The organism is Pseudovibrio sp. Ad5 (assembly GCF_001623095.1).
Classification (GTDB): Bacteria; Pseudomonadota; Alphaproteobacteria; order Rhizobiales; family Stappiaceae; genus Pseudovibrio.
This window is the reverse complement of record NZ_LMCH01000065.1, coordinates 324,552-344,264: the sequence shown is the minus strand read 5'-3', so window position 1 is coordinate 344,264 and position 19,713 is coordinate 324,552. Positions and strand designations below refer to the sequence as shown.

Annotated in this window: 15 protein-coding genes; 8 read left to right on the top strand and 7 right to left on the bottom strand. The window is 49.8% G+C overall.

Going from position 1 to position 19,713, the window contains the following annotated elements; genetic code table 11:
- Window positions 1-12 precede the first annotated feature (12 nt).
- Together PsAD5_RS24695 and PsAD5_RS24690 are read left to right on the top strand one after the other, a co-directional pair.
- On the top strand, window positions 13-2,199 hold the full coding sequence (locus PsAD5_RS24695; RefSeq protein WP_063294041.1) for a GGDEF/EAL domain-containing response regulator: 2,187 nt from the start codon (window positions 13-15) through the stop codon (window positions 2,197-2,199).
- Window positions 2,196-4,799 (top strand): hybrid sensor histidine kinase/response regulator, encoded by a 2,604-nt coding sequence (locus PsAD5_RS24690; protein WP_063294040.1) that lies wholly within the window; start codon window positions 2,196-2,198, stop codon window positions 4,797-4,799. The genes PsAD5_RS24695 and PsAD5_RS24690 overlap by 4 nt, the downstream gene beginning before the upstream one ends.
- Before the next feature lie 13 nt (window positions 4,800-4,812).
- Here PsAD5_RS24690 and PsAD5_RS24685 read toward each other — a convergent pair whose 3' ends face one another.
- On the bottom strand, window positions 4,813-5,793 hold the full coding sequence (locus tag PsAD5_RS24685) for a crotonase/enoyl-CoA hydratase family protein (protein WP_063294039.1): 981 nt from the start codon (window positions 5,791-5,793) through the stop codon (window positions 4,813-4,815).
- Window positions 5,794-7,084: 1,291 nt separating this feature from the next.
- On the opposite strand from PsAD5_RS24685, the gene PsAD5_RS24680 reads away from it, so the two are divergent.
- Genes PsAD5_RS24680 through PsAD5_RS24670 form a run of 3 tightly spaced genes read left to right on the top strand, consistent with a single transcriptional unit; the run spans window position 7,085 to window position 9,848 of the window.
- The gene (locus tag PsAD5_RS24680; RefSeq protein ID WP_063294038.1) at window positions 7,085-8,617 is read left to right on the top strand and encodes a cryptochrome/photolyase family protein; all 1,533 of its coding nucleotides are present in this window, start codon (window positions 7,085-7,087) and stop codon (window positions 8,615-8,617) included.
- Between the two features lie 44 nt (window positions 8,618-8,661).
- The gene (locus PsAD5_RS24675) at window positions 8,662-9,414 is read left to right on the top strand and encodes an SDR family NAD(P)-dependent oxidoreductase (RefSeq protein ID WP_063294037.1); all 753 of its coding nucleotides are present in this window, start codon (window positions 8,662-8,664) and stop codon (window positions 9,412-9,414) included.
- Window positions 9,411-9,848, top strand: a complete 438-nt coding sequence (locus tag PsAD5_RS24670) for a nuclear transport factor 2 family protein (protein ID WP_063294036.1) — start codon at window positions 9,411-9,413, stop codon at window positions 9,846-9,848. The genes PsAD5_RS24675 and PsAD5_RS24670 overlap by 4 nt, the downstream gene beginning before the upstream one ends.
- 38 nt (window positions 9,849-9,886) lie before the next feature.
- Here the strand turns inward: PsAD5_RS24670 and PsAD5_RS24665 are convergent, their stop codons facing one another.
- The 3 genes from PsAD5_RS24665 to PsAD5_RS24655 are packed head-to-tail and all read right to left on the bottom strand — an operon-like array spanning window position 9,887 to window position 13,325.
- Window positions 9,887-11,131: an SAM-dependent methyltransferase gene (locus PsAD5_RS24665; RefSeq protein WP_063294035.1), complete on the bottom strand. Its 1,245-nt coding sequence runs from the start codon at window positions 11,129-11,131 to the stop codon at window positions 9,887-9,889.
- Window positions 11,128-11,988, bottom strand: coding sequence for a DUF1365 domain-containing protein (locus PsAD5_RS24660; RefSeq protein WP_063294034.1), 861 nt, complete (start codon window positions 11,986-11,988; stop codon window positions 11,128-11,130). The genes PsAD5_RS24665 and PsAD5_RS24660 overlap by 4 nt, the downstream gene beginning before the upstream one ends.
- Window positions 11,985-13,325, bottom strand: a complete 1,341-nt coding sequence (locus PsAD5_RS24655) for an NAD(P)/FAD-dependent oxidoreductase (protein WP_063294033.1) — start codon at window positions 13,323-13,325, stop codon at window positions 11,985-11,987. The genes PsAD5_RS24660 and PsAD5_RS24655 overlap by 4 nt, the downstream gene beginning before the upstream one ends.
- A gap of 146 nt (window positions 13,326-13,471) precedes the next feature.
- Between PsAD5_RS24655 and PsAD5_RS24650 the strand changes: the two genes are divergently transcribed.
- From PsAD5_RS24650 to PsAD5_RS24640, 3 genes are all read left to right on the top strand, one after another.
- The gene (locus tag PsAD5_RS24650) at window positions 13,472-14,065 is read left to right on the top strand and encodes a sigma-70 family RNA polymerase sigma factor (RefSeq protein WP_063294032.1); all 594 of its coding nucleotides are present in this window, start codon (window positions 13,472-13,474) and stop codon (window positions 14,063-14,065) included.
- Window positions 14,062-14,718 (top strand): ChrR family anti-sigma-E factor, encoded by a 657-nt coding sequence (locus PsAD5_RS24645; RefSeq protein WP_063294031.1) that lies wholly within the window; start codon window positions 14,062-14,064, stop codon window positions 14,716-14,718. The genes PsAD5_RS24650 and PsAD5_RS24645 overlap by 4 nt, the downstream gene beginning before the upstream one ends.
- A gap of 133 nt (window positions 14,719-14,851) precedes the next feature.
- A complete protein-coding gene (locus tag PsAD5_RS24640; RefSeq protein WP_208988806.1) occupies window positions 14,852-15,751 on the top strand; it encodes an MJ1477/TM1410 family putative glycoside hydrolase in 900 nt (299 codons plus the stop codon).
- On the opposite strand, the gene pelG is transcribed toward PsAD5_RS24640, so the two are convergent.
- From pelG to PsAD5_RS24625, 3 genes are read right to left on the bottom strand one after another with little or no spacing between them, the layout of a single operon-like run.
- Window positions 15,748-17,169 carry an exopolysaccharide Pel transporter PelG gene (gene pelG, locus PsAD5_RS24635; RefSeq protein ID WP_063294029.1) on the bottom strand — a complete coding sequence of 474 codons (1,422 nt, stop codon included), beginning with the start codon at window positions 17,167-17,169 and terminating at the stop codon, window positions 15,748-15,750. The genes PsAD5_RS24640 and pelG overlap by 4 nt on opposite strands.
- A 35-nt stretch (window positions 17,170-17,204) precedes the next feature.
- The gene (gene pelF / locus PsAD5_RS24630) at window positions 17,205-18,716 is read right to left on the bottom strand and encodes a GT4 family glycosyltransferase PelF (RefSeq protein ID WP_063294028.1); all 1,512 of its coding nucleotides are present in this window, start codon (window positions 18,714-18,716) and stop codon (window positions 17,205-17,207) included.
- Window positions 18,717-18,729: 13 nt separating this feature from the next.
- Entirely contained in the window at window positions 18,730-19,713 is a 984-nt protein-coding gene (locus PsAD5_RS24625; RefSeq protein WP_063294027.1) for a hypothetical protein, read from the bottom strand.

The window sequence follows — 19,713 nt, the reverse complement described above, 5'->3', positions numbered from 1 at the left end:
GGTGGTAGCTGCATGACAACAATCGTTATTGTCGATGACAGGGCAATTAATAGAAGTATTTTTGAAAAGCTTGCTCTCGCTGTAGATGCATCTGTCAAAGTGCACTGTTTTGCTTCGCCGGTTGATGCTCTCGAATATATGGAGAGCAGCGTCCCCGACTTGATTATTACCGACTACAGTATGCCGGAAATGGATGGCGCTGATCTAACGCAAAAGGTGCGCGCGCTTGAGCATTGCAGCGATGTGCCGATTGTTGTCATCACCGTCTTTACGGATCGCTCGTTTAGAATTCGTGCGCTGGAGGCGGGCGCAACTGATTTCCTGCAAAGTCCGGTTGACCATAATGAGTTCGTCAGCCGAGCCAGAAACTTGCTTGCTCTGCGAGAAGAGCAAAATGCGGTCAAACGTCATGCTCGCTTTCTTGAACAGGAACTGGTCAACGTGGAGCAACAGAGCAAAGAAGCGCTCCGAGACTCCCGTGAGCAGCTGGCGCAAGTGATCGACAGTGTTCCAGCTATGATCACGACCAGCACACGAGATGGGCTTTGTGCGTTCTCTAATGCGGCCTGGGCGCGCTTTCTGGATTCGACCACGGCAGATCTTGTCGGTGAAGATACTTACGGCAAGTTTGATAAGTTTACGCGTGAGAGAAATCGTCGTTTGGATCGCAAGGTTTTCATTACGGGCAGAGCCTTGCCGCCCTATGAAATTGAACAGCGAAACCATGCTGGTGATATCTTCCATTTCATCGTTACAAAAAGCCCTCTGCTGGATGTTGATGGGAACACAACGCATGTTGTGACGACCGCGACCAATATCTCTGATCGCAAACGTGCAGAAGCGCATTTACTTCATATTGCGCACCACGATGCGTTGACGGGTTTGCCAAACAGAACGATGCTTGGTGAGCGCATTGATGAAGAGATTTTCCAGTGCCGAAACAGCGGTCGTAGCTTTGCACTGCATTTTATCGACCTGGATCGCTTTAAATCAATCAATGATGCTTTGGGTCATCGTACCGGTGATCGCCTCCTGGAGGTGCTCGCAGAGCGTTTATTGCGCTGTGTAGATGGCTCGGACCTGGTTGCGCGATTGGGTGGTGACGAGTTTGCTATTCTCCAGACTGATTTGAAGAGTTCAGAAGAGGCTCTGCGCTTTGCTCAGCATTTGGTGAGTGTGGTTGAAGAACCGTTCCATATCAGTGGGCGGGAACTTCAGACGAGTGCCAGTGTTGGGATTACCAAATACCCGGAGGATGGCCTTAACAGCGAAGAGTTGCTGCGTTGCGCAGACATGGCCATGTACCAATCCAAGGCAGATGGTGGAAACACGTTTCATCTGTTTTCGACGAAGATGGATCATCACGTCAAAGAAACCGTCGCGTTGGAAGCTGAGCTGCGGAACGCGATTGAGCATGATCAGCTGGAACTGTTTTATCAGCCTCAGATTGATTTGCGGACCCAGGAGATTGTTGGTGCTGAAGCGCTGCTGAGATGGAACCGACCAGATTATGGTGTGGTTGCTCCCAACGTCTTTTTGGGAACTGCTGAAGAAGTCGGGCTTATTCTGCCAATCGGTGAGTGGGTGATTTTTGCGGCTTGTCAGCAGGCAAAGAAGTGGCTCGACTTAGGGGTGGCGACGCCTCGGATTGCGGTGAATATTTCGCCAACACAATTCCGTAAGCAGAACGTGCCACAGCTTTTGAAAGATGCTTTGGTTTCCTGCAGTTTGCCGCCGGATAAGCTTGAGATTGAGATTACAGAGAACATCGTTCTGCACGGCTCAGAAGCAACTGTCCGCGACTTGCGCGAGATCCGTGAGATGGGAATTGCGATTTCGATTGATGATTTTGGGACGGGTTATTCCTCCCTCGCATATCTGAGCAGATACTCCGTTGATTGCCTGAAAATTGACCGGTGCTTTACGCGAGATATGATGACGGACCCGAACAACACGGTCATCATCAAGGCTATCGTTGGTTTGGGTAAGAGCCTTGATCTCTCCATCATTGCAGAAGGTGTCGAGACCCGGGAACAGGCTGAATATCTCACAGATGCTGGCTGTGAAATGGCGCAGGGTTATTTGTTTGGCAAGCCTGTACCTGCTGAGGACTTTTTACGTCTCCTGGAAGAGCAAGCGGCGAATTTGCAAGGGAACGGGCAGCAACGAGCGTTGGCTGGGGCGGAGTTTGAACTATGAACGACAACACAAAAACGAAGCTGCAGTTGCTCCCGTTGAGCGGATTAAAGGATCTTTATAAGCGTATTATTCAGTTGGGCGGCGGTGAAGGCGAGATGTCTCTGAACCGTTTTATGTTTACCTTGCTGATCACGCCTTATCTTGCTTCGAACATCACTTTTGGATCTCATGAAAACTTCCAGACCAATGTCATCATGACCACGTTTGGTGTTGGGTCCCTGGCACTGCTCGCTCATCTGCTCTACTCGCAGAACATCAGTTCGCTTCGGCGCGTTCTGGCGGTTTTTCTAGATGTCGGGGCAGTCTCTGCCGGGCTGTATGTGGGAGGGGAATACCTTTCAATCCTGTTTCCGATCTATCTTTGGGTGATCTTCGGTAACGGATTCCGATTTGGGTTGGATTATCTGGCATTGGCGACAATTGCCTCTGTAAGTGGGTTCGCTGTGGTGCTGACGACCCCATACTGGCAAGGTGAGTTCATTCTTGGTCTGGGTTTGCTTGGGTGTCTTGTTGTTGTGCCGCTCTATGCAAGCAAGCTCATCAGATCGATGACCGCAGCACAGCATGCTGCTGAAACCGCTAATAGAGCGAAGACCCAGTTCCTCACCGCTGTCAGTCATGAGTTGCGGACACCGTTGAATGCGATCATTGGCATGGGTGACCTGATCCAGGATACGCAGTTGGATGCTGAGCAGCGGGATATGGCGAAGACCATCAAGTATTCCGGTAGCTCGCTCCTTTCCATGATCAACGGCATTCTTGACTTTAGCCGGATTGAAAGTGGTCGAATGATCGTCAGTCGGACGGTCTTTGACATGAACTCGATCCTGCGTGAGGTGACACAGATTGTGCAGGGCCAAGCGCGCGGTAAAGGGTTGATCATTTCGCGCTACGTGGACAGCAACTTACCTCCGCTCCTCGTGGGTGATGCACGTCATATCCGCGAAGTTTTGCTGAATATTGCCGGCAATGCTGTCAAGTTTACTGAAGAAGGTTCTGTTTCCATTCGCGCAGTTTGCAAGGAAGCTGATGGTGGCGAAATTCGACTGCAGTTGGAAGTTAAAGATACCGGTATTGGCATTTCTGAAGATGCTCAGTCGCGCATTTTTGACCGTTTTACGCAGGCTGATGACAGCATCGTGGATCGATTTGGTGGGACAGGTCTTGGTCTTTCCATTGTACGTGAAGTTGTCCGGGCGATGGGCGGTGAGGTGTTTGTCACCAGCCAGCCGGGGCAGGGCAGCACCTTTGTCATTGAGCTGAAAGTAGGCCGTGCCGTCAGTGATGAGACAATTCGGCTTGAAGTGGAAGATGGGGCTGTTGCTATTGTCTCCAAACGCAAGGATCTGCGGGATGTTTGCGCTGCTTCTTTGCAGGATTGTGGCATTGAGCATGAGTGTTTTGAGACAGTTGGCAGTGCCTTCAGTGCTTTGCGTCAACAAACGTCCAGTGATGGCGGCAAGATTGTTCTCTTCGTTGGGGAAGATGTTCTGGCAGCGACGTCGGATAGCCTGCACTATGCGCTCAAATCGACTGGTCAGCATCACAACGTCAATCTGATTCCAGTTTACTCAGCTGCATCGGAAAAAGAGTGCGAGGACGTTTTCCAGCCAAGTATTGTTTCTTCGATCAAAGTTCCGGTTTCCACGCAAGCGGTTGCCTGGGCTCTAAGAGCCGCAGGTGCGGAAGATGCGAAATCTGGCATGGAGCTTAAGGAAGAGCTACAGGCTTACTTCAGTCGCTATATTGGGCTGAACATTCTTGTTGCTGAAGACAACAAGACCAACCAGCGTGTTATTGAAAAAATCCTGCAAAAGGGTGGTCATACCTGCAAACTCGTCAGCAATGGCGAACTGGCCCTGGATGAGTTGGAAGATAACTCTTACGATCTGGCGATCATGGATATCAATATGCCGGTGCTGAACGGTATTGAAACCATCAAGTTGCATCGTATTACAGAACTTGGACAGGATCGCCTTCCGATCATAGCGCTCACAGCAGATGCAAGTCGCGCGGCTGCGCGAAATGCGCAGGAAGCTGGGGCTGATGCATGTGCCACCAAACCGATCGAGCCGCAAAAGCTTCTGACATTGGTTGATGATGTGATTGCAGAAAGTGGCGTTTACGAAAACATCACCCGCAAGAAGATTGCTAATAGTCAGGTAACGTCTATTTCCGAGCATCCTCGGTTTTCCTCTGAAGTTTCCTCTGGGATCGACTATGCAAGCCTGTCACAACTGAGAACACTTGGTGGTCTGGATTTCGTTATTGCTGTGATTGAAGATTATCTGAAAGACACCACACAGCTGCATCGCGATATTAAAGCTGCATTTGAAGCTCGGGATGCAGAGCTATTTCGGGCAAGTGCGCATGCGCTTCGTTCTGCTTCAGTCAACCTTGGGGCGACGGAAGTTGCGAAACTGAGTGATGACATGGAGAACTTGCCTGCGCCGCAAATGCCGATCCTGGGTGAAGACATGCTGCGTAAGCTGTCAGGCAAGATAAAGCGCGATCATGAAAACCTGACCAGATATCTACAGCAGCTCAAGCAGGAAGGAAGTAATCCTATCAACCGCTTGAGCACACTGGATTTTTCTTAGAGCCAGTACAACTCTAGAAAGCTTGTTTACGTACAGATGGAGCACCGAGACGATCCTGAGCTTTTGTCAGGCGCTCCATCTTTTTCAAGTCCTGGTCGGACAAAGACAGAGCGGCGTCGACCCAAATCTCGACGACGTCAATCAGTTCTTCATAAGCAACAGGCTGAACGGTACGGCCTGCGCGGTAAATGGCAGAGTGAGCGGTGTGCTTGCGTGCGTTCTTGGTGATGTACTGCTGAACCGCAAACGGTGCTTCGCCTTCTTCTACAATCTCATGAACAATGCCCATTTCATGAAGCTCTTCAGCTGAGTAGAGACGACCACTCATAAGCATTTTTTCTGCAGTGCGGCCATCGACCATGCGTGACAGGAAGCTGTAAGCACCCATGCCTGGGAACAGATTGAACAGAACCTCAGGAAGACCGAATTTAGCTTGACGTTCTGCGATAATTACATCGCAAGAAAGCGCAGTTTCAAATCCACCACCTAATGCATCTCCCTGAATCATGCCGATCGTGACGATTGGAAGGTTTGAAGAGATGGCGTTGCGGTAAACAACGTCAATGCAATCAACGGCATACTGGTGAAGCTTCTCACGGTCTTTTTCGCGGATAAGCTGGATGAACAGGTTAAGATCACCGCCGAGATTGTAAACGCCTGGAATACGAGAGGCGACGACCTTGAAGTTGATCGGGCACGGATCTGCTGGCTGATAAGTCTCAAAAAGACGCTTCATCACGGCCTGTGACTGTGCGAGTTCGCTCAGCAACTCAGGTGTAAAACAAGGACGCCCTTCGCTTTTCATATAAAGCCAGAGAGCTTTTGTTGTTTCGTCGAATTCCAGATCAACCCAATTCAACTGAACAGACGCAAATTGCTGTGCAATTGAAACAGCGGCGACATCCACAACTGGATGCGTGCCAGACTTTAAGGATGGCTTTGTTGTTCCAATTAAGGAAGGAAAGTTGGATCTATGCCCCGTTAGATCAGACATCTCAGCCCCTACAAAATTTGCCTATGCGTTACAGTGGTTTTGGCACACCCCAGATCAGTCTATTTTTTGCTTTCGACTGTATTATGTGCAATCAAACATGGTAAATAATATATTAATACCAATATGTATGTCGAGCAAAAAAGTTATTGCACTGCATGAGTGAAGTAGTTACCCAGCGTCATTGTGACTAAAATTTTAGCTTTATTGTTAACCATGAATATTAACTGTTGGACTCTCAAAGCTTATAGATATGATTACTTAAGAGTTGGAGTGGGGGTTCCCAATAGGTAATATGAAACTAAGCTGAGGCTTGTAGTAAACAATTCAGTTATAAGTGGAAATGGATCGCACCTATACAAGCAAAAATAATCATCAGTTTTAGATCTCTCAAATTGTTACTTAAATCAAAGTATAATATTTAAAATATTAGTAATTCATACATCGCGAAAACTAACCAAAATTCGTTTGTTGCTTGATTAGCGAGTTAGTCAGGCAATTTCATCTGATTGAGAGAGCGTATTTTATCACGTAACCTTAACCTATAAGATCGCTATTTGGACTTTACGAGAAACTCTGGGATCATATAAAAATCAATAAATACAACGATTTATGAGTTATTTTTGGGCAACCTTCAGGAATGCTCTCGTTGAGTATTGCTATCGCGCTTTGCAGTTGCAATTTTCGGGTTTAACTCGTCTTCCTAAGGTGTTCTGCCTAAAAAAACGGCACTTATACGCTTGATGAACTTTTACCATCATAAGCGTCGATTTTTTTGTACAAAACGTGGAAAACTGCTGAATTGCGCTGATTTTGAGGTGTTAGACAGCAAATCACTCGTCTGGATTAACGTAAAAAATGGTCGTTTTGAGAGCAACAAAGAGCGGACTTGAGCGTCATTGCTGTGATGGTTTGAGCTTCTCCTACCAACTTTGCGATGTCGATGAGATATGTGTTTGCGACAGTTTGCGTTCATCGGTCAGAAGCGGTGAGCGCTTTTGTAAAAGCTGCGTTGAAATGTGAAAAACACGCTCTCTTTCATCCACTCGCGCGTCTTACTGTCTAGTCACATTGAGCGACGCATTTGCTGCAGTATGGACATGGTCGAGCTATGGCACCAATGCTTCGTGCTGAGTGAAATGAGTGATCTTATCCTGAATGCTTGACTGAGCTTGTGAGTGGAGACAAGGGGCCTCAGGTGGAGGCTTGGCTTAATTGTTGGGTATAGCTTCGTTGTTGCTTGCGCTCTACCTTTTGGGGAGTTTGATGGGCTGCCTTGAGGGGAGAACTGCAGATGCGTTTGCGCCTGGTGCTTGGGGATCAGCTGAGTTCGTCTCTTTCCAGCCTGCGCGATGCCAAGCCGGGTGAAGATGTCATTGTGATGGCCGAGGTGCGTGAGGAAGCGACTTATGTTCGTCATCACAAGAAGAAGATTGCGTTTCTGTTTTCGGCAATGCGTCACTTTGCCGAGGAGTTGAGGTCTCGGGGGCATCGGGTTGTTTATGTAAATTATGATTGCGCTGAAAATACTGGTCGCTTGTTTGGGGAAGTCCTTCGATTAATCAAGAACGACACTGTTTCTGAAGTCATTGTGACAAAGCCCGGTGAATATCGCCTGCTGGATGAGATGGAGAGCTGGCAGGAGCGGTTGGGTGTGCCGGTAGAGCTGCGTGACGATGACCGCTTTCTCTGCTCTGCTGAAGGTTTTCAAAAGTGGGCGTCCGGGCGAAAGAGCTTACGGCTGGAGTACTTTTATCGAGAGATGCGACGTGATCATGCCATCTTGATGGAGGGTGACAAACCTCTGGGCGGACAGTGGAATTATGATCATGACAACCGCAAGAGCGCACCAAAGGAGTTGGATGTTCCAGCTCCTTTTTCTGTAGAGCCAGACAAAATCACGGAGGAAGTTCTGGCGCTTGTTGCGGAGCAGTTTCCCGAGCACTTTGGTGACTTGCAGCCGTTTTCTCTTGCTGTGACGCGTGAGGATGCGCTTAAGGCGCTGGATCAGTTTGTTGCTGAGCGTCTCGGCAAGTTTGGTGATTATCAGGATGCTATGGTTCAGGGCGAACCCTGGATGTTTCATAGTCACATCAGCTTCTACCTCAATTGCGGATTATTGCTTCCTCTCGAATGTGTTCGTGCGGCGGAGCGGGCGTATTTTGACGGGACTGCACCGTTGAACTCTGTCGAGGGTTTCATCCGCCAGATTGTGGGGTGGCGAGAGTTTATTCGTGGGATCTATTGGCTTTCCATGCCTGACTACGCAGGACTAAATTATTTTGAGACCTCTCGAAATCTACCTGAGTTCTACTGGACTGGAGAGACGCAGATGAATTGTCTTCACCAGTGTATTGTTGAGACAAAAACGAATGCCTACGCGCATCACATTCAGCGGTTGATGGTAATCGGGAATTTCTCGTTGCTTGCCGGGCTTGCTCCCAAACAAATGAGTGAGTGGTATCTCGCAGTTTATGCAGATGCTTATGAGTGGGTGGAGTTGCCCAATGTGAATGGAATGATCTTGTTTGCGGATGGTGGGCTGTTCGCGTCAAAGCCATATGCAGCCAGTGGTGCTTACATCAACAGAATGTCGAACTACTGCGAGCATTGCTCTTATTCTCACGCAACGAAGACGGGTGAGAAAGCCTGTCCCTTCAACTACCTTTATTGGAATTTTCTGGATCAGAATGAAGAGAAGCTCCGAGGCAATCCCAGAGTCTCGATGATCTACCGCAGCTGGGACAAGATGAGTGACAGCAAGAAGAGCGAGATCAGAAGTGATAGCCGCCGTTTTCTTGGGCTGTTGGATGGGACGCAAGCGTGATCTGAAAGTTACCTCGCTGCGTAAGAGCAAACAGAGAGGGCGTTATGGCAGAACATGAGAAGCTTGTTTGGATTATTGGAGCGAGTTCCGGCATTGGAGCAAGCCTTGCCCAGTTGTATGCGCGTTCTGGATGGCAGGTTGTTGTCAGTGCGCGAAATGAGCAGAAGCTTCAGGCTGTTGCTCAGGATGCCAGCAATGTTGACGTGATGCCGCTTGATGTGACCGATGCAGTGCAAGTCTCTGAGGTCTTGGAGCGTTTTGAGCAGACCAGCAAACTGCCTGACCTAACGGTGTATTGCTCAGGCGTGTACTTTCCGGGTGGCATAGATGTGCTGAGTGAAGAGCACTCTGTGGCTTCCATGGATACGAATTACTTTGGTGCTGTGCGTGTGATTGCGGGGCTCTTTCCGTTGCTGAAACAGCAAGGTGCAGGGCATATCGCGATCGTCAGTTCATTAAGCGGGTATTGCGGTCTTCCCAACGCTGCTTGTTATGGGCCAACCAAAGCGGCGCTGATCAACCTTTGTGAAAGTTTGAAACCTGACTTTGACAAGGCTGGGATTGACCTGTCGCTTGTGAATCCGGGCTTCGTAAAGACCCCTATGACTGACAAGAACACCTTTGAGATGCCGTTTCTTTTGGAACCAGAGCAGGCTGCCAAGGATATCTATAGGGGGCTTGAGAAGCGCAAGTTTGAGATTTACTTTCCATTTCGCCTTGCCGCTATCATGAAGATCCTGCGCTTGTTGCCATACTCTCTCTACTTTCCGGTTACGAGAAGGATGAGTAAACGATGACTGAGAGAGCTGATCTGGAGGCTGCTGCAAGGCAGTATGCGCTTTTCTTTGAAGAAGTGACGCCAGAACGTATCGAAGACGTTCATGAACTCATCAGTGATGATGTGCACTTCATTGATCCGTTTAATGATGTGAAAGGGCGTGCCAACTTTGAAAAGGTCTTTCATAAGATGTATGAGGATGTTCAGGAGCCACGGTTCAAGATACTCGATCTGGCGTGGTCTGATGACCTGTGTTTCATGCGTTGGGACTTTACCTGCAAGCAAAAACTGCTTGGCAACTGGGGCGTGCGGGGGGTGACAGAGGTGCACTTTGACAAGGATGCCAAAGTTTGTGCGCACTATGATTACTGGGATGCTTCACGCCATTTCTATCGCAAGCTGCCGGTTATTGGTGCGATGATCAGGTGGATTGCTTCGCGTGCTGCGATCTAAAGGATTGGTTGGGCCTGTCTGGCCCAACTTCAACTTCGTCAAATTGGTTTTTTGATCTGAAACAGGCCAACATTGATGGTTCCCTCAGCAAAGCCAGCCTCACAATATGCCAGATAGTAATGCCACATCCGCTTGAAGCGGTTGTCGTAGCCCAGCTTGGCGATTTCTGGCCAGCTCTGGAAGAACGACTTTCTCCAACGTATGAGTGTCCGCTCGTAGTCTGCACCAAAGAACTCACGTGTCACGAGTTGCAGTTTTTGTTGCTCAATCTGCCTTGCAAGTTCCTTAGCTGAGGGGAGCAAACCTCCCGGGAAGATGTAGCGCTGAATGAAATCAACGTTCTTGCGGTAACTGTGGAACTTTTCGTCAGAGATGAGAATTGCCTGAATGACAGCAGTGCCACCGGGTTTCAGGCGAGACTTGAGCTTTTCAAAATAACCGGCCCAGTTCTCTTCACCCACCGCTTCGATCATCTCGATGGAGACTATGGCGTCGTACTGGCCTTGCGTTTCGCGATAGTCGCGCAGTTCGAAGGATGCACTTCCGTCAGTTTCTTGGGATTGAAGGCGGGATTGGGCAAATCTGAGCTGTTCCTGCGAGAGTGTGATGCCGTGCACATCACGTCCGGCAGTGCAGGCATGTTCAGCAAAGCCACCCCAACCGCAGCCAATCTCCAGAATTTGCTGGTCTGGTTGTGTATCGGTCATCTGCAAGACACGATCGTACTTTCTACGCTGGGCGTCTTCGAGTGTTTCGTGCTGTTTTAGTTTGTAAGCAGATGAGTAGGTCATCGTCTCATCGAGCCAGTGGCTGTAAAAGTCATTTCCAAGATCGTAGTGGAACGCGATGTTGCGCTTGCTGCCGTTCAATGTGTTTGCATTTGCCAAATGGCGCAGGCGGGCGAAAGCGCGTGAGAGGATGCCGCGCTTGGTGACAGATTGCATGATGTGTTTGTTGGCCACCAGCAAATCGAACAGAGACCTCAGGTCACTGCATTGCCAGTCTTCTTCCAGATACCCTTCGGCCAATGCGAGAGAGTTACCGGAAAGAAGACGCCATAAAAGGCGAGTGCTTAAAATCTTGACGGTTACGACCGGACCTTTCCCAGACGGGTTGCCATAGGAAAGCATTTGATCATTGGGAAGAATGACCCATAAATGACCTTCGGAGAGACGGCGGAGCATACGGTCCAGCAATGTCTTCCAAAGTTTTGAAGAGAGGTTAAGCTCTGTCATTTTTGTGCCGGTCAACGGACTGAGGGAGGAGTGATCTCTGAGTGTCATGGGTGTCTCCCTGAGTTTATTTTGGTCTTTTTGAGTGCTGGAGTTTGCTTGTGCATACTCGTTACGATGGATGCTGGCGGTGCTGGTCGCTTGTAAAAGCGGGCGCCTTTGATCCAGAGTTTGAGGGCTTCGAAATGAATGAGCCCCAGGATTTTTGCCGAATTCTGGAAGTACCGAAGGCCGATCTTGAGGAGGCGCGTTGTTGTCGCCGCCTTTTGTTTTCCCTGAAAACTGGCCGTCAATACAGGAGCGCTGCCCTGTGTCAGCCGAATGATGAGTGAAACATGGTCTGTTGGTGGGCGTGCAACAAAATGATAATGGCCGGAGACTTCCAGGAACGGTGAAACATGGAAGTTCTTTGGGCAGGAGTGTCGGTAGGCCTGTTGAATGCCTTGATGCTCAGATGGCGTTATTTCAACGGCATAATGGTGCATGTCGCCAAAGGTGTTTCGAACCTGATAGAGAATGGCTTCCAATTTGTTTTTCGAATAGCAGTAGAACACACTGATTGGATTGAAGGCCCTTCCTAAAAATCTAGGGTAGGCGAGGAGGCGTATCTGTTCGGGAATGGCGGTTATGTGCGCTTGTTTCAACACATCCTCTACATAACCGCGCAGGGATGAATGACCTTCTTCCATGTGGTCTGATGGATGGAAGCTGAATAGGTTGAACCGGTCGACGGACAGCAAGCGCGATATCTGGTTCACGTCCTGCAATCGGTCGATGTCGATTGAAAAGGAAACGGCTTTATAGCTGAGCTTGTGTTTGATCTGATCATGACGGCAGTGCACCACATCGCCCAGGTAGATCCTGAGCGGTGCATTGGTGGAGTCCTGCTGTCGTCCTGTCAGGATCATTCCGCAGCCTCCTGATAACTTCCGTGGGGCCAGTCTTCAGGCAGGCCAATGCGTCCGTTGGGATTATCGCATGTCCATGGGCGTTGGCCGTTACCGAGCGCCTCAGCCACGGCCAAGCCAGACTGCAACCCATCCTCATGGAAGCCATAGCCCAGGTAAGCGCCGCAGAACCAAGTGCGCCGTTCCCCCTGAATTTGCCAAAGTTGCCTTTGAGCGGACAATGCAGTTTGATCGAAAACCGGGTGGGCGTATTGGAAGGTGCGCAGCACGGAGCCTTCAGCTGGTTGATGGCTTGGGTTGAGGGTGACAAATACATCCTCAGAGGTGTTCAGTCTTTGAAGGGCATTCATCCAGTACGTCACGCACAGAGCGTTGTTTCCCATCTGATTGCCGATGAAGTTCCATGCGGACCAGGTTGTTTTGCGTTTCGGCATGAGGGAAATGTCGCGATGTAGAATGGCGATGTTTCGCTGATACCGGATTGATCCGAGGATCTGACGTTCTGCCCGAGAGGCATTGCCTTCCGCATTGAGCAGGGCAAGTGCTTGATCTGAGTGACACGCAAACACGATATGATCGTAGGAGGATGCGTGACCGCTTCTTGAGTAAACCGTGATCGATCCGGGTTTGCGCTGGATATCTGAAATGCCGGCATTCAAAATGACTTTGCCGGAAATCTCTGAGGCCAGTTTTTGAACATAGTTGCAAGACCCGCCAGAAACGGTGCGCCATTGCGGTCTGTCTCGTACTTGTAAAAGGCCGTGATTGTTGCAAAAGCCGATGAACGTGCGGAATGGAAACTGCAGCAATTGCTGTGGAGGCATAGACCAAATGGCAGCGCCCATGGGAAGCAGATGCTCATTGATGAAGTTGGCTGAATAGTTGTTTTGAGTGAGATAACTGCCCAGTGTTGCTGACTGGAGTTTTGGATCTTCGGCGTCCTGAGGGGCGTCCTTATAAAAGCGGAGCGTTTCCGATACCATGCGCAGGAAGCTGGGGCGGAAGAGGTTAGATTTTTGAGCGAACAGGCCTTTCAAACCTGAGCCAGAATATTCGCGGGCGCCTTGTTCGAGCGAAACTGCGAAGGACATTTCGGTTGGGTCTGTCTGGATATCCAGATGATTGAAGAGTGCAGTCAGGTTGGGATAGGTTCTTTCGTTATAGACGATGAAACCAGTGTCTACAGCGACGTCTCTATCAGCGACTTTTACGTGCTGTGTGTTGGCGTGACCGCCGAGACGATCATCTTTCTCGTAGATATCTACATCATGACTTTTAGAGAGAAGCCAGGCTGCGGAAAGACCGGAAATTCCACTCCCAATAACTGCAATTTTCATAGCTTACATCCAATCCAAAGTTTCTCTTTTTAGGAGCGTTGATTGGAAATGGATCACCTTAGGCAGGAAAAAGTGATCCAATTGACAAACTGTTTGGTAAAAAGACTATGTGACACAACCCGGCGGTTTGCAGAGCGATGGTTACGATGCAGCTTCAAAATAATGATGGCGAGAGCGAGAACAGCCTGACCTCTGCAGATTTGAGCGCTTTGCTCCAGTCTCTTGGTCAGGAGCGGTCTCGTCAGACATTTCGTCAGCTCTTCGAGTTTTTCGCACCTCGGCTCAAGACCTACTTTCTCAAAGGAGGAGCCACCTCTGAGCTGTCAGAGGAACTGGTTCAGGAAACCTTTGTGATCGTATGGCGAAAGGCTGAGATGTTTGATAGTCGTAAGGCATCAGCTTCGACCTGGATCTATACGATTGCTCGTAACCTCCGGATTGATCGATTTCGTAAAGAGCGGCGGTATCTTTACAAAGATGATCAGTTTTTTGCCAATGCACTGGTTGGAGAAGAGACGCAGTTTGATGACCATCACCAATCACAACTCAGCGAACGGGTGAAGAAGGTTCTTCCCCTGTTGCCAGCAGAACAATCAACCATCATCAAACTGGCGTTTTATGAAGATGCCAGTCATTCAAAAATCGCCCAGTACCTGGAACTGCCGCTTGGGACTGTTAAATCCCGGATGAGATTGGCACTTGGGCGTTTACGGAAACTTTTGGAAGGGGTGGACCTATGATCAATCATCACCTCAGCGATGAAATTGTATGGGCTTATGCAACCGGGTCTTTGCCTGCAGGACATGCCTTGCTCGTCTCCTGTCATCTGGAGCTTTGCCAAGGATGTAAGGCTCGCTTAGCTGAAGCGGAAGCCCTTGCAGGCGCGATGCTTCAAACTACTGAGCAGCAAAAGCCTTCTGACGACATGTTCGACCTTCTGATGGCTCGGGTTGAAAACGAGCCGACACTTTCGGCGGGTGCCTATCTGGCTGAACCCAAGCCTGAGAAAGGCGTGCCATCGGCGCTGTGGGATGTGCTGGGGCATGGATACAGCGGCATCAAATGGAAGATGGTTGGTCCGGGGATCCGGCAGTTCATCTTGCCGATCAAGTCGAGCGAAGGCGAGAGTGCTCGCTTGCTGAAACTGTCTCCGGGTTTCGTCACGCCTGAGCATTCTCACCACGGATCAGAAATGACGCTGGTGTTGCAGGGGTCTTTTAGCGATGAAACCGGACGCTATAAGATTGGCGATGTCCAGGAAGCAGACGAGCATGTACATCATCAGCCAATCGCAGATACAGAAGAAGACTGCATCTGCCTTGCTGTGACTGACGCACCGCTGGACTTCAAAGGCTTCTTTCCCAAGCTTCTGCAGCCACTCTTCGGGATCTGATCCGACGTTGTGGCTGTAGCTGTTCTGGGCTGTTTACTAGTGAGCTGACCTGAGAAATTTTCATAAGAAAGAATAGGCATAGCGTTGTGTTTTGTCTGGGCATATGGTGTGGGGCCTGTTGCATGGAGCGCCGATGTTTTACCTCAGGTTTGTCCTCGCTGTTGTTGCTTTTTCTCCTGCTTTGTTTCTTTTGAGTTGCTCCAGTGACAAGGTAGAAGAGATGCAAGCGCCGTTGAATGATGTGTCGCGGTGGGGCGTTCAGCTGCAGGATATCGAGATCAAGAAAATTCATAGGTCAGATCTCGATCTTGTGGTGATTGATTACTCCAAAGACGGCACTGCACGGGGTCGGTTTTCCAGTTATGAAATTGCCAAGGCCAAGGAAAAGCCAGATGGTTCCAGACGTCGTGTGCTTGCTTATCTCAGCATAGGTGAAGCAGAGGATTATCGGGATTACTGGAAAGATACCTGGCAGGAGACCCCTCCTGAATGGCTGGGTGATGAGAATCCAAACTGGCCCGGTAATTACACCGTCAAGTTCTGGCAACCAGAATGGCAAGGCCTCATCATGGCCTATCTCAAGCACATCATTTCTGCTGGATATGATGGTGTGTATCTGGACGGTGTTGATGTTTTCCAGCGGTATGATGAGGGTGATCAAGCGCAGGCCAGAATGGTGAAGTTCGTTGGAAAAATTTCCAGACTGGCGAAAGCACAGGAGCCCGGCTTTATTATCGTCGCGCAGAACGGGGAAGAGTTGCTGCGGTTTCCAGAGTACCGCGATGAGATTGACGGGATCAGCAAGGAAGATTTGCTTTTTGGCGCCTATCAAGATGGAGCCCGAAATAGCCCGCAACTGATTGACTGGAGTTGGGGCTTTCTGGCTGAAGCGCAAAGAGATGGCTTATCCGTCTTCGTAATCGAGTACCTGGAGGATGGAGACAAGCGTAGGCGCGCGCGCAAAGAACTGGATGAGTTGGGCGTGATTTCTCTCTTTACCCGTAGGCCGTTGGATACGTTGGTCGCCTTCTAACGAAGAGCCTCATACCAGGTGTTGGGCCTCAGGGAGAGGCGCGCCTGAAAGAAGATGTGCTGGTCCAGCTTTCTGAAGGCATTTTGCAATGTTGCCACCGCGAGGAAACTTGCTGTCAGGCAGGCGACGAAGTAGCCGAAGCCAAGATATTCCCGAGGAAGAAACAAGGTTGCGTAGGTACAACTGGCGTTGAGCAATAAAAACGCGAGCTGCAACAGCATGTTTTCCATGTTTTTATTGATGAAAATGAGTGTTGTAGAGGCTGCGAAAAACAAGAATTGAAAGAGTACACTGATTGCTGCAATTCGGATTATCGCAGCTTGTCGGTATTCGAAGTTCAGAGATTCGACCACCATTGGAGAGAACAGGACAAGCAGCGCGCAGAGTGCTAGCTGGATTAGTGTGATGCGCCCCAATGTATAGATCGCTTCTGTCTTCAGGTTTTCTGATTTCTCGCGGATCTCAACGAGGGTGCCATGTCCTGTGATCGTTTGGATGTACGCTCTAAAGTTTCGAAAGAAGTTGGTTTCGGCCTCAATCAAAAACAGCGCCAAAGGTGGGATAAGCAGTAATTGGGCTATGAATATTGAGCTGTCATAGGCAGGCGCATGCCGAAGGCCACTGGGCAGAAACTGGCCCTCAGCACTTTGCCAGATGATGACTTTGTCGACCCACAGTGCGCTGATGTTGAATATTGCGGCCAATGCGAGGGGCCAATAGCGCTTCATGGCGCCTGCAACATATGTCAGCGTTGTTGTGAAAGAGTAGTGCGATGCGGGAAATGTGAAGAGGACTTCTGTTGAAAGCCAAATAAAGCACAACAGGAATCCCAGGCTGAAGGCGCCAAGCAAATGAAATTCGCTGGGACTATGTGCTGTGCTGTAGATGATGAGTGCAACTGTGAGAAGTAAGCCTGTTGCAAAGGATAGGCTGACGCTTCTGTAATTTTGCAGGCTTGAGCTGAAGCCGAGGGCAATCCAGAGCAAGCTGGCGATCACGCAGGAAACGATGATGCTTATCACATCATGAAGCGGAACATTCAGCAGCATTATCAGGATTGGAGCACTGACAATTGCAGTCACCAATGCGCAGGCATAGAGCGCGCCTAAATAGATTTGCGGAATGAGATGGAATTTTCTGAAATAAATAGCGTCTGAGGCCATCCTTATAGCGATGATCAAGACGGGTGCGCTTGTGAGAAGCGATAGGCCGAGGATGTAAATCAGTTTTGTTCTGAAGCCGGTGAGTAGCGGTAAGCCCAGTTTCTGTTCGGTGAGAAGTGAGATGAACAGGACACACAGAATGAACATGAGCCAAGGGCCTGCGATGACCATGCTTGCATGGAAGACAGCCCGTACATGAGACGACAAATCACCTTTGTGAGTTAGACGTTGCAGCTCAAAGCCGATGCCTGCCATTCAAAGTCTCCGATACCATGATGTTATCTTTGGTTTTATGCAAAAAGGTGTTTTGCTTTTGGGCGCTGTCTCTCGAAGTTCCGCTCATACAAATCCTTGTAGGATTTGAGGGCTTGCTGCTCGTTGTAGTCACGTTCTATGCGTTGTCGCAGCTGCGCTCCGTATTGCTGGCGAAGTTCATCATCCCTTAGCAGTCTGGCCATGGCTTGTGCTGTTGCGGATGGAGATACAAGCTCTGTGATGATGCCGCCAGACCCGAGTGGATGGGGATCATCTGCGCGTCCTTCCAAGACCTCTCTGCATGAGCCAACATCTGTTGCGACACATGGAATTCCGGCGGCTCCAGCTTCGAGAAGAACGAGGGGTTGGGCTTCGCTCAAACTGGTGAGTGCGACGAGATCAATGGAGGGCAGGTACTCAGCGATGTTGACCGGACCTGTGAATGTGATTGTCTCCTCCAGACCCAGCTGCACTGTGAGCTTATGACATTCCTCGTAGTAGGTGGGTTCTTCGTCTGTTGGCCCCAGGATGAGTGCATTCACATCAGGGAGCTCATTTTTCAGCAAGCCAACGGCGTGAATGAAGCTTTTGACGTCCTTGATTGCGACCACGCGCCCAATGAGCGCCACGGTTGGCTTGTGGTTGTTGTGCTGCGCTTGTGCGGACTTGAAATTGTCGAGGTTGATGCCGTTGGGAATGACTTGCATCTTGCTTTGGCACGCTCCCTGAGACAGCTGCATCAGCTGGTTGTCTTTGTAAAGCGTGGTGATATCCGAACAGCTGTTGTAGCAGCATCTGGCAAATGCTTCGAAGGCCGAGATCCAGAGATCGCGCAGGTCAAGGCGAGGATCATCCAGCGAGAAACCTTTATTGATGCTGTCTTCAATCCAGTCTGCGAGCAGGATCTCTATGCGGCGTTCGTTGGTGTAGATGCCGTGCTCGGTGATGATTGCCGGTGCTTGTGTGCTCAGGGCCGCTCTTGCTGCGAACAGGCCTGCGTATCCCGTTGAAATGGTGTGGTAGGTCCTGGCTTGCGGGATGGGAGCTTTAAGGACTGCGAACAGGCCGCCGAACAATGTGTACCAAGCCCAGAAGAAGTGATGGAATGAGGTTTCCGGCAGAATCTCCTCGTACATCTGGCAGATGACGTTCCATGTGAGATCAGAGTGGGTCAGCTGGTTTATGGACCATGGGCGGGTGGTGGAGTTCACGAGACGATCAAGATCATACAAGCGCGCTTTGCTGCCGTTTTTTAGGAAGGCGCGTAGTTCTCTTGAGATGCCTTGTGTGCTGGAGGTGCCGTAATCTGGTACGGGCTCGGGATCATGGATGTCGAAGAGAGCAAGCTCCTGATAGTGCTTCACATTTGGTGGTAACTTGTATTTGGGTATTCCATTTTGTGAGCTGGCGAGAACTGCGACGACAGAGAAGGTGAGGTCTGGTAGGCCTGAGATAAGCCAATTGATCCAAGAGGATACGCCTCCGGCAACATAAGGGTAGCAGCCCTCAACGATTATGCAGACGTCTGTTGTTGACGAAGAACGCATACCACTTACCCTCTCAGTTGACTAAAGCCTGCTCGTGCGCAGACTGAACCGTTCTTCGTTCAAGCCTGTTCTTTATGCGCTGATTCATCGCGCAGGCTTCCAGATCTTTGACGCGGGTTAATTGCTTCAGGCAAAGCTGTGCCTCTTTGAGAGCTTCTTTTTGAATGAGGCGGTCTGCCCGCAAGAGGGTCAGGGCTTTTTCGGCTTCGGGGCGTGCATCTGTTTTCAGGAACTTACGCAGCGTGGAAGTCACTTGCTCTGGCTGGGATGTGTCTATGAGTTGAGAGAGGGCTGCGGCCTGTAATCGTGTGATTGCCTCACGTCGTTGCTCTATTGACGCTTCTGAGGGGAGAGTGATGATCTCCGAGATATCGTTTTGAAAGCGTTGTTTGAGTTTGGTGTAAACAGCGGCTGCCTGAACGCGGATCTCAGGCTTGTCGTTTTTGAGTGCGGCCTGAAGGAACTCCAGTAACTCGGGTTTGTATTTGAGCGTTATGATGGACAGAGCTCTTTTGATCTCCTGAGTGTTTCCTGAGGCAAAGATTTTCTGGAATGGCTTCGGCGATCCATTTGTCATGTCCAATGACCGGTTGCTTATGATCTTGCTGAATACATCGGCTTGTCTGGTTGGCGTATCTTCAAGAGCAAGTGTTGTGTGCCATTTGGCAAGCCGGGCAGTTTGTTTTCTGCCATCCAATTGCATCAGGACAGAAGCTAACAATCCTCCCAATGGGCCAAACAGTGCGAAGAGCAAGATGCCATAATCAAAAAGCGCAAAGCCTGTGCTGTGGATGTTTCTCATAAGCAGAAGGCAGAGCACGACTGTCAGACAATGAAATGCAGCAGCAAGCTCGATTACCTCGGAGTTTTGGATGATCTGCGAGAAGAACCAAGCTTCGATAAGTGTTGCGGTTACGATGATAACCGGCAGCAAGAGTATTGAGAGGCTGAAAGGCTGCTTGGTGGTTGGCGCATCGCGCAACGTATCCTGAACCAT